This is a genomic window from Streptomyces sp. NPDC058221, from assembly GCF_042882365.1.
Classification (GTDB): domain Bacteria; phylum Actinomycetota; class Actinomycetes; order Streptomycetales; family Streptomycetaceae; genus Streptomyces.
The window spans coordinates 1-6,459 of the sequence record NZ_JBHVWF010000255.1 but is presented as its reverse complement, the minus strand read 5'-3'; the positions used below and the strand labels follow the sequence as shown (position 1 = coordinate 6,459).

Below are 6,459 nucleotides of genomic sequence, written 5' to 3'. Positions count from 1 at the left end.
TCCTGCGTGGGGGCCCGCCCCCCCGGGCCGCCCCGGGGGGGGGGGGGGGGGGCTGGCCCGGCCGGGCGCGCCCCCCCCCCCCCCGCCCGGAGCCACTCGTGCGGAGGACCGTCAGAAGACCGACTCGGCCTCGTGCATCCGGTCCAGCGGGACGCGCTTCAGCTGCGTCACCGCGTCGGCGAGCGGCACCATCTGGATGTCGTTGCCGCGCAGGGCCGTCATCCGGCCGAAGTCACCCCGGTGCGCCGCCTCCACCGCGTGCCAGCCGAAGCGGGTGGCGAGCACCCGGTCGTACGCGGTCGGCGTGCCACCGCGCTGCACATGCCCGAGAATGACCGGCCGGGCCTCCTTGCCGAGCCGGGTCTCCAGCTCGACCGCGAGACGGTTGCCGATGCCCTGGAAGCGCTCGTGCCCGAACTGGTCGATCGCGCCCTTGGCGTACGGCATCGAGCCCTCGGCCGGGTGCGCGCCCTCGGCGACACAGATGACCGCGAACTTCTTGCCGCGTGCGAAGCGCTCCTCGACCATCTTGACCAGGTCCTCGACCTGGAACTTCCGCTCGGGCAGGCAGATGCCGTGCGCACCGCCGGCCATTCCGGACTCCAGCGCGATCCAGCCCGCGTGGCGGCCCATCACCTCGACGACCATGACGCGCTGGTGGGACTCGGCGGTGGTCTTCAGACGGTCTATGGCCTCGGTGGCCACGCCCACGGCGGTGTCGAAGCCGAAGGTGCGGTCGGTCGCCGAGATGTCGTTGTCGATGGTCTTCGGGACGCCGACGACGGGCATTCCCGCGTCCGAGAGCATCCGGGCGGCGGTGAGGGTGCCCTCGCCGCCGATCGGGATCAGCGCGTCCATGCCGTAACGGCGGCTCAGCTCGGCGCAGTTCTCGGCCGCCTCGCGCAGCCGGTCGCGCTCCAGCCGGGCGGAACCGAGGATGGTGCCTCCGCGGGCGAGGATGCCGCTGACCGCGTTGAGGTCGAGGGGGCGGAAGTGGCCGTCGAGGAGGCCCTTGAACCCGTCCTCGAACCCGATGACCTCGTCGCCGTGACCCACCACGGCACGGTGCACCACCGAGCGGATCACTGCGTTCAGGCCTGGGCAGTCGCCGCCTGCGGTGAGAACTCCGATGCGCATCGTGCTTTGTCTCCTGCTCGCTAGGGCCTGTCCGGCGGATCAGGGCGGGACAGGCCGTGGGGCCTGTACGGCGGCAACTACTGCATCCCCCGTACCGTGAGCCACGGTGATTGTCCCATGCCGGGTCCGCACCCCGCGCTTTCGGCTGCTCCAGGGGCCGCCGGCCGGCCGCGGAGACGGTTCCGGCAGCGGCGAGCAGGGACGTGTCTCCGGCGGGCGGCCTCTCGGCCCCCGCAGGTATCGTCAAACGGGCGATACCACCCAAACCTGCCAGGCAAGGACGGGAGAGCACGCGTGACGCGCAGCGTGTACGTGACCGGGATCGACCGGGGTGACGGCCGCCAGGTCGTCGATCTGGGGGTCATGGAGCTCCTGACCCGCCAGGTGGACCGGGTCGGGGTGTTCCGGCCGCTGGTCCACGACGACCCCGACCGGCTCTTCGAGCTGCTGCGGGCCCGCTACCGGCTTTCCCAGGACCCGGGGACGGTCTACGGGATGGACTACCACGAGGCCTCCGCGATCCAGGCGGAGCAGGGTACCGACGAACTGGTCTCCCGGCTCGTCGACCGCTTCCACCGGGTGGCCCAGAAGTACGAGGTGGTCCTCGTGCTCGGCACGGACTTCGCCGCCACCCAGCTCCCCGACGAGCTGGCCCTCAACGCCCGCCTCGCCAACGAGTTCGGCGCCTCGGTGATCGCGGTGGTCGGCGGCCAGGACCAGAACGCCGAGTCCGTGCGGGCCGAGGCGCGCAATGCCTACCGCGCGTACGCCGGTCTGGGCTGCGACGTCCTCGCGATGATCGTGAACCGGGTGGCGTCGGCGGACCGTGAGGTCATCGCGGACCGGCTCGCGGCGACGCTGCCCGTCCCCTGTTCGGTCCTGCCCGACGATCCGGCGCTCTCGGCGCCGACGGTCTCCCAGATCACCGCGGCGCTGGACGGGACGGTGCTGCTCGGCGACGACGCCGGGCTGGCCAGGGACGCGCTGGACTTCGTGTTCGGCGGGGCGATGCTGCCCAACCTGCTGAAGGCCCTGACGCCGGGCTGCATGGTGGTGACGCCCGGGGACCGCTCGGACCTGGTCGTCGGCTCGCTCGCCGCGCACAGTGCGGGCACCCCGCCCATCGCGGGCCTGCTGCTGACGCTGAACGAACGGCCCGGCGAGGAGATACTCAAGCTGGCCGCACGGCTCGCACCGGGCACCCCGGTCGTCTCGGTGGCCGGCGGCTCCTTCCCCACGGCCGGGGAGCTCTTCGCGCTGGAGGGCAAGCTGAACGCGGCGACGCCGCGCAAGGCCGAGACGGCACTGGGCCTCTTCGAGCGACATGTCGACACAGGCGCCCTCCTCGACCGGATCTCGGTCGCCCGCAGCGGCCGGGTCACTCCGATGATGTTCGAGCACGAGCTGCTGGAGCAGGCGCGTGCGGACCGGCGCCGGGTGGTGCTTCCGGAGGGCACCGAGGAACGGGTGCTGCGCGCCACCGACGTCCTGCTCCGGCGCGACGTCTGCGACCTCACCCTGCTGGGCGACCCCGACGTCATCCGCAAGAAGGCCGCCGACCTCGGCATCGACCTGGCCGGCACCCAGCTCGTAGACCCGGGGACCTCCGAGCTGCGCCAGTCCTTCGCGGAGCGGTACGCGCAGCTGCGCGCCCACCGCGGGGTGACGGTCGAGCTCGCGTACGACGTCGTCTCGGACGTCAACTACTTCGGCACGCTGATGGTCCAGGAGGGGCTCGCCGACGGCATGGTCTCCGGGGCCGTGCACTCCACGGCGGCGACGATCCGGCCGGCCTTCGAGATCATCAAAACAAAACCCGATGCCTCGATCGTCTCGTCCGTCTTCTTCATGTGCCTGGCCGACAAGGTGCTGGTGTACGGCGACTGCGCGGTCAACCCGGACCCGAACGCGGAGCAGCTCGCGGACATCGCCGTCCAGTCCGCGGTCACCGCGGCCCGCTTCGGCGTGGAGCCGCGGATCGCGATGCTCTCCTACTCGACCGGGACCTCGGGGTCGGGCGCCGATGTCGACAAGGTCCGCGAGGCGACGGACCGGGTGCGCGCGAGCCGCCCGGACCTGCGGATCGAGGGCCCGATCCAGTACGACGCGGCGGTGGAGCCGAGCGTGGCAGCGACGAAGCTGCCCGGCTCCGAAGTGGCGGGCCAGGCGACGGTCCTGATCTTCCCGGACCTGAACACCGGCAACAACACCTACAAGGCCGTGCAGCGCTCGGCGGGAGCCGTGGCCGTCGGCCCGGTGCTCCAGGGGCTGCGCAAGCCCGTCAACGACCTGTCCCGGGGCGCGCTCGTCCAGGACATCGTCAACACCGTTGCCATCACGGCGATCCAGGCGCAGGGCGAGGAGTGACCCGCATGACCACCCCGACCACCGAAGGCGCGGCGACCCCGGGGGCGAGCCGGGTGCTCGTGCTCAACTCCGGCTCCTCCTCCCTGAAGTACCAGCTGCTGGACATGCGCGACCACTCCCGGCTCGCGTCCGGTCTGGTCGAGCGGATCGGCGAGGAGACCTCCCGGCTCGTCCACACCCCGCTGACCGGCGGCGGTGGCGAGAGCCGGGAGCACGAGGGCCGGATCGCCGACCACGACGCGGCGCTCAAGGCGGCCGCCGAGGAGCTGGCATCCGACGGTCTCGGCCTGGACTCCCCCGAACTCGCGGCGATCGGCCACCGGGTGGTGCACGGGGGGCTGCGGTTCAGCGCGCCGACCGTGATCACCGACGAGGTGCTGAAGGAGATCGAACGCCTGGTCCCGGTGGCGCCGCTGCACAACCCGGCGAACATCACCGGCATCCGTACGGCCCAGGCGCTGCGTCCCGATCTGCCGCAGGTGGCGGTCTTCGACACCGCGTTCCACACGACGATGCCGGAGTACGCGGCCCGGTACGCGATCGACGTGGAGACGGCCGACGCACACCGGATCCGGCGCTACGGATTCCACGGCACCTCGCACGCGTACGTCTCGCGCAAGGCGGCCGAACTGCTGGGCCACGCCCCCGAGGACGTCAACGTCATCGTGCTGCACCTGGGCAACGGCGCCTCGGCCTCCGCGGTGGCGGCCGGCCGGTGCGTGGAGACGTCGATGGGACTGACCCCCTTGGAGGGGCTGGTCATGGGTACGCGATCGGGAGACATCGATCCGGCCGTCACCTTCCACCTCAAGCGGGTGGCGGGGATGTCGGCGGACGAGATCGACGTCCTGCTGAACAAGAAGAGCGGTCTGGTCGGTCTCTGCGGCGACAACGACATGCGGGAGATCCGGCGCCGGGTCGACGAGGGCGACGAACGCGCCGCCCTCGCCTTCGACATCTACGTCCACCGGCTGAAGAAGTACATCGGCGCCTATTCGGCCGTCCTCGGCCGGGTGGACGCCGTGGTGTTCACGGCGGGGGTCGGCGAGAACTCGGCTCCGGTACGGGAGGCTGCCATCGCCGGTCTGGAGGAGCTCGGCCTGGTGGTGGACGCGGATCTCAACGCCGTACGGTCCGGCGTGCCGCGGCTGATCTCGCCGGACTACGCACGGGTGGCGGTCGCCGTGGTGCCGACGGACGAGGAGCTGGAGATCGCGGACCAGACCTTCGCACTGGTCGACAACTGAGCACCCCCGCGCCCCTTTGTATCTTCCACCAGCCGGAATATTCCGCAGCGAAACAAACCGATAGGATCCGCCTCATGCGCCGTTCCAAAATCGTCTGCACCCTCGGTCCCGCCGTCGACTCCCATGAGCAGCTCGTCGCTCTGATCGAGGCCGGCATGAGCGTGGCCCGATTCAACTTCAGTCACGGTTCCCACGCGGAGCACCAGGGTCGTTACGACCGGGTCCGCAAGGCCGCCGCCGAGACCGGCCGGGCGGTCGGCGTACTCGCCGACCTCCAGGGCCCGAAGATCCGCCTGGCGAAGTTCGCCGAGGGCCCTGTCGAACTGGTCCGCGGGGACGAGTTCGTCATCACCGCCGAGGACGTCCCCGGAGACAAGTCGATCTGCGGGACGACCTACAAGGGCCTGCCCGGAGACGTCGCCAAGGGCGACCCGATCCTGATCAACGACGGCAACGTCGAGCTGAAGGTCGTCTCCGTGGACGGCCCGCGCGTCCACACCATCGTCATCGAGGGCGGGGTGATCTCCGACCACAAGGGGATCAACCTGCCGGGTGCGGCGGTCAACGTCCCCGCCCTGTCCGAGAAGGACATCGACGACCTGCGTTTCGCCCTGAAGATGGGCTGCGACCTGGTCGCGCTCTCCTTCGTGCGGGACGCCGGTGACGTCAAGGACGTCCACAAGATCATGGACGAGGAGGGCCGCCGGGTCCCCGTCATCGCCAAGGTCGAGAAGCCGCAGGCCGTCGAGAACATGGAGGGCGTCGTCGCGGCGTTCGACGGTGTGATGGTCGCCCGTGGCGACCTCGCCGTCGAGTACCCGCTGGAGAAGGTCCCGATGGTGCAGAAGCGCCTGGTGGAGCTCTGCCGCCGCAACGCCAAGCCGGTGATCGTCGCGACCCAGATGATGGAGTCGATGATCACCAACTCCCGCCCGACCCGCGCCGAGGCGTCCGACGTCGCCAACGCGATCCTGGACGGCGCGGACGCGGTCATGCTCTCCGCGGAGTCCTCCGTGGGCGCGTACCCGATCGAGACGGTCAAGACGATGTCCAAGATCGTCGTCGCCGCCGAGGAGGAGCTGCTCTCCAAGGGCCTCCAGCCGCTGGTGCCGGGCAAGAAGCCCCGCACCCAGGGCGGTTCGGTCGCACGGGCCGCCGCCGAGATCGCGGACTTCCTGAACGGTGCGGCCCTGGTCGCCTTCACCCAGTCCGGCGACACCGCCCGCCGCCTCTCCCGCTACCGCGCGGCCCAGCCCATCCTGGCCTTCACCACGGACGAGGCCACCCGCAACCAGCTGGCCCTCAGCTGGGGCGTCGAGGCCCATGTGGTCCCGCACGTGGACAACACGGACGCGATGGTGGACCTGGTCGACGCGGAGCTGCTGAAGCTGAACCGCTACAACGCCGGCGACACCATGGTCATCACGGCCGGCTCGCCCCCCGGCGTCCCGGGCACGACCAACATGGTGCGTGTGCACCACGTGGGCGGCCAGGGCCGCGACTGACCGCACAGCGGTCCCGTACACGACGCGAGGGCGGTGCCCCGGTTCACAGGAACCGGGGCACCGCCCTCGGCGGTTGGGCAGTGAGCCGACAATGAACCGACCACGCAGTTGCGGGCCGCTCCCCCAGAAGCGGTCTCTTATAAACAAATCCGAGCCCACGCTCCAAGGAACGATCTGGTTTTGCGGCTTGTTGTTGTTAAGGG

At 70.7% G+C, this 6,459-nt stretch carries 4 protein-coding genes; 3 read left to right on the top strand and 1 reads right to left on the bottom strand.

Annotated features, from left to right (window positions below; genetic code table 11):
- Positions 1 to 111: 111 nt before the first annotated feature.
- Entirely contained in the window at positions 112 to 1,137 is a 1,026-nt protein-coding gene (locus tag ACFVW8_RS38005; protein WP_389698427.1) for an ATP-dependent 6-phosphofructokinase, read from the bottom strand.
- A gap of 294 nt (positions 1,138 to 1,431) precedes the next feature.
- Here ACFVW8_RS38005 and pta point away from each other — a divergent pair, with 294 nt between their 5' ends.
- From pta to pyk, 3 genes are all read left to right on the top strand, one after another.
- Entirely contained in the window at positions 1,432 to 3,504 is a 2,073-nt protein-coding gene (pta, locus tag ACFVW8_RS38000; protein WP_389698425.1) for a phosphate acetyltransferase, read from the top strand.
- A gap of 5 nt (positions 3,505 to 3,509) precedes the next feature.
- Positions 3,510 to 4,751, top strand: a complete 1,242-nt coding sequence (locus ACFVW8_RS37995) for an acetate kinase (protein WP_389698423.1) — start codon at positions 3,510 to 3,512, stop codon at positions 4,749 to 4,751.
- A 74-nt stretch (positions 4,752 to 4,825) separates the two neighbouring features.
- Positions 4,826 to 6,256 (top strand): pyruvate kinase, encoded by a 1,431-nt coding sequence (pyk, locus tag ACFVW8_RS37990; RefSeq protein WP_389698421.1) that lies wholly within the window; start codon positions 4,826 to 4,828, stop codon positions 6,254 to 6,256.
- Positions 6,257 to 6,459 lie beyond the last annotated feature (203 nt).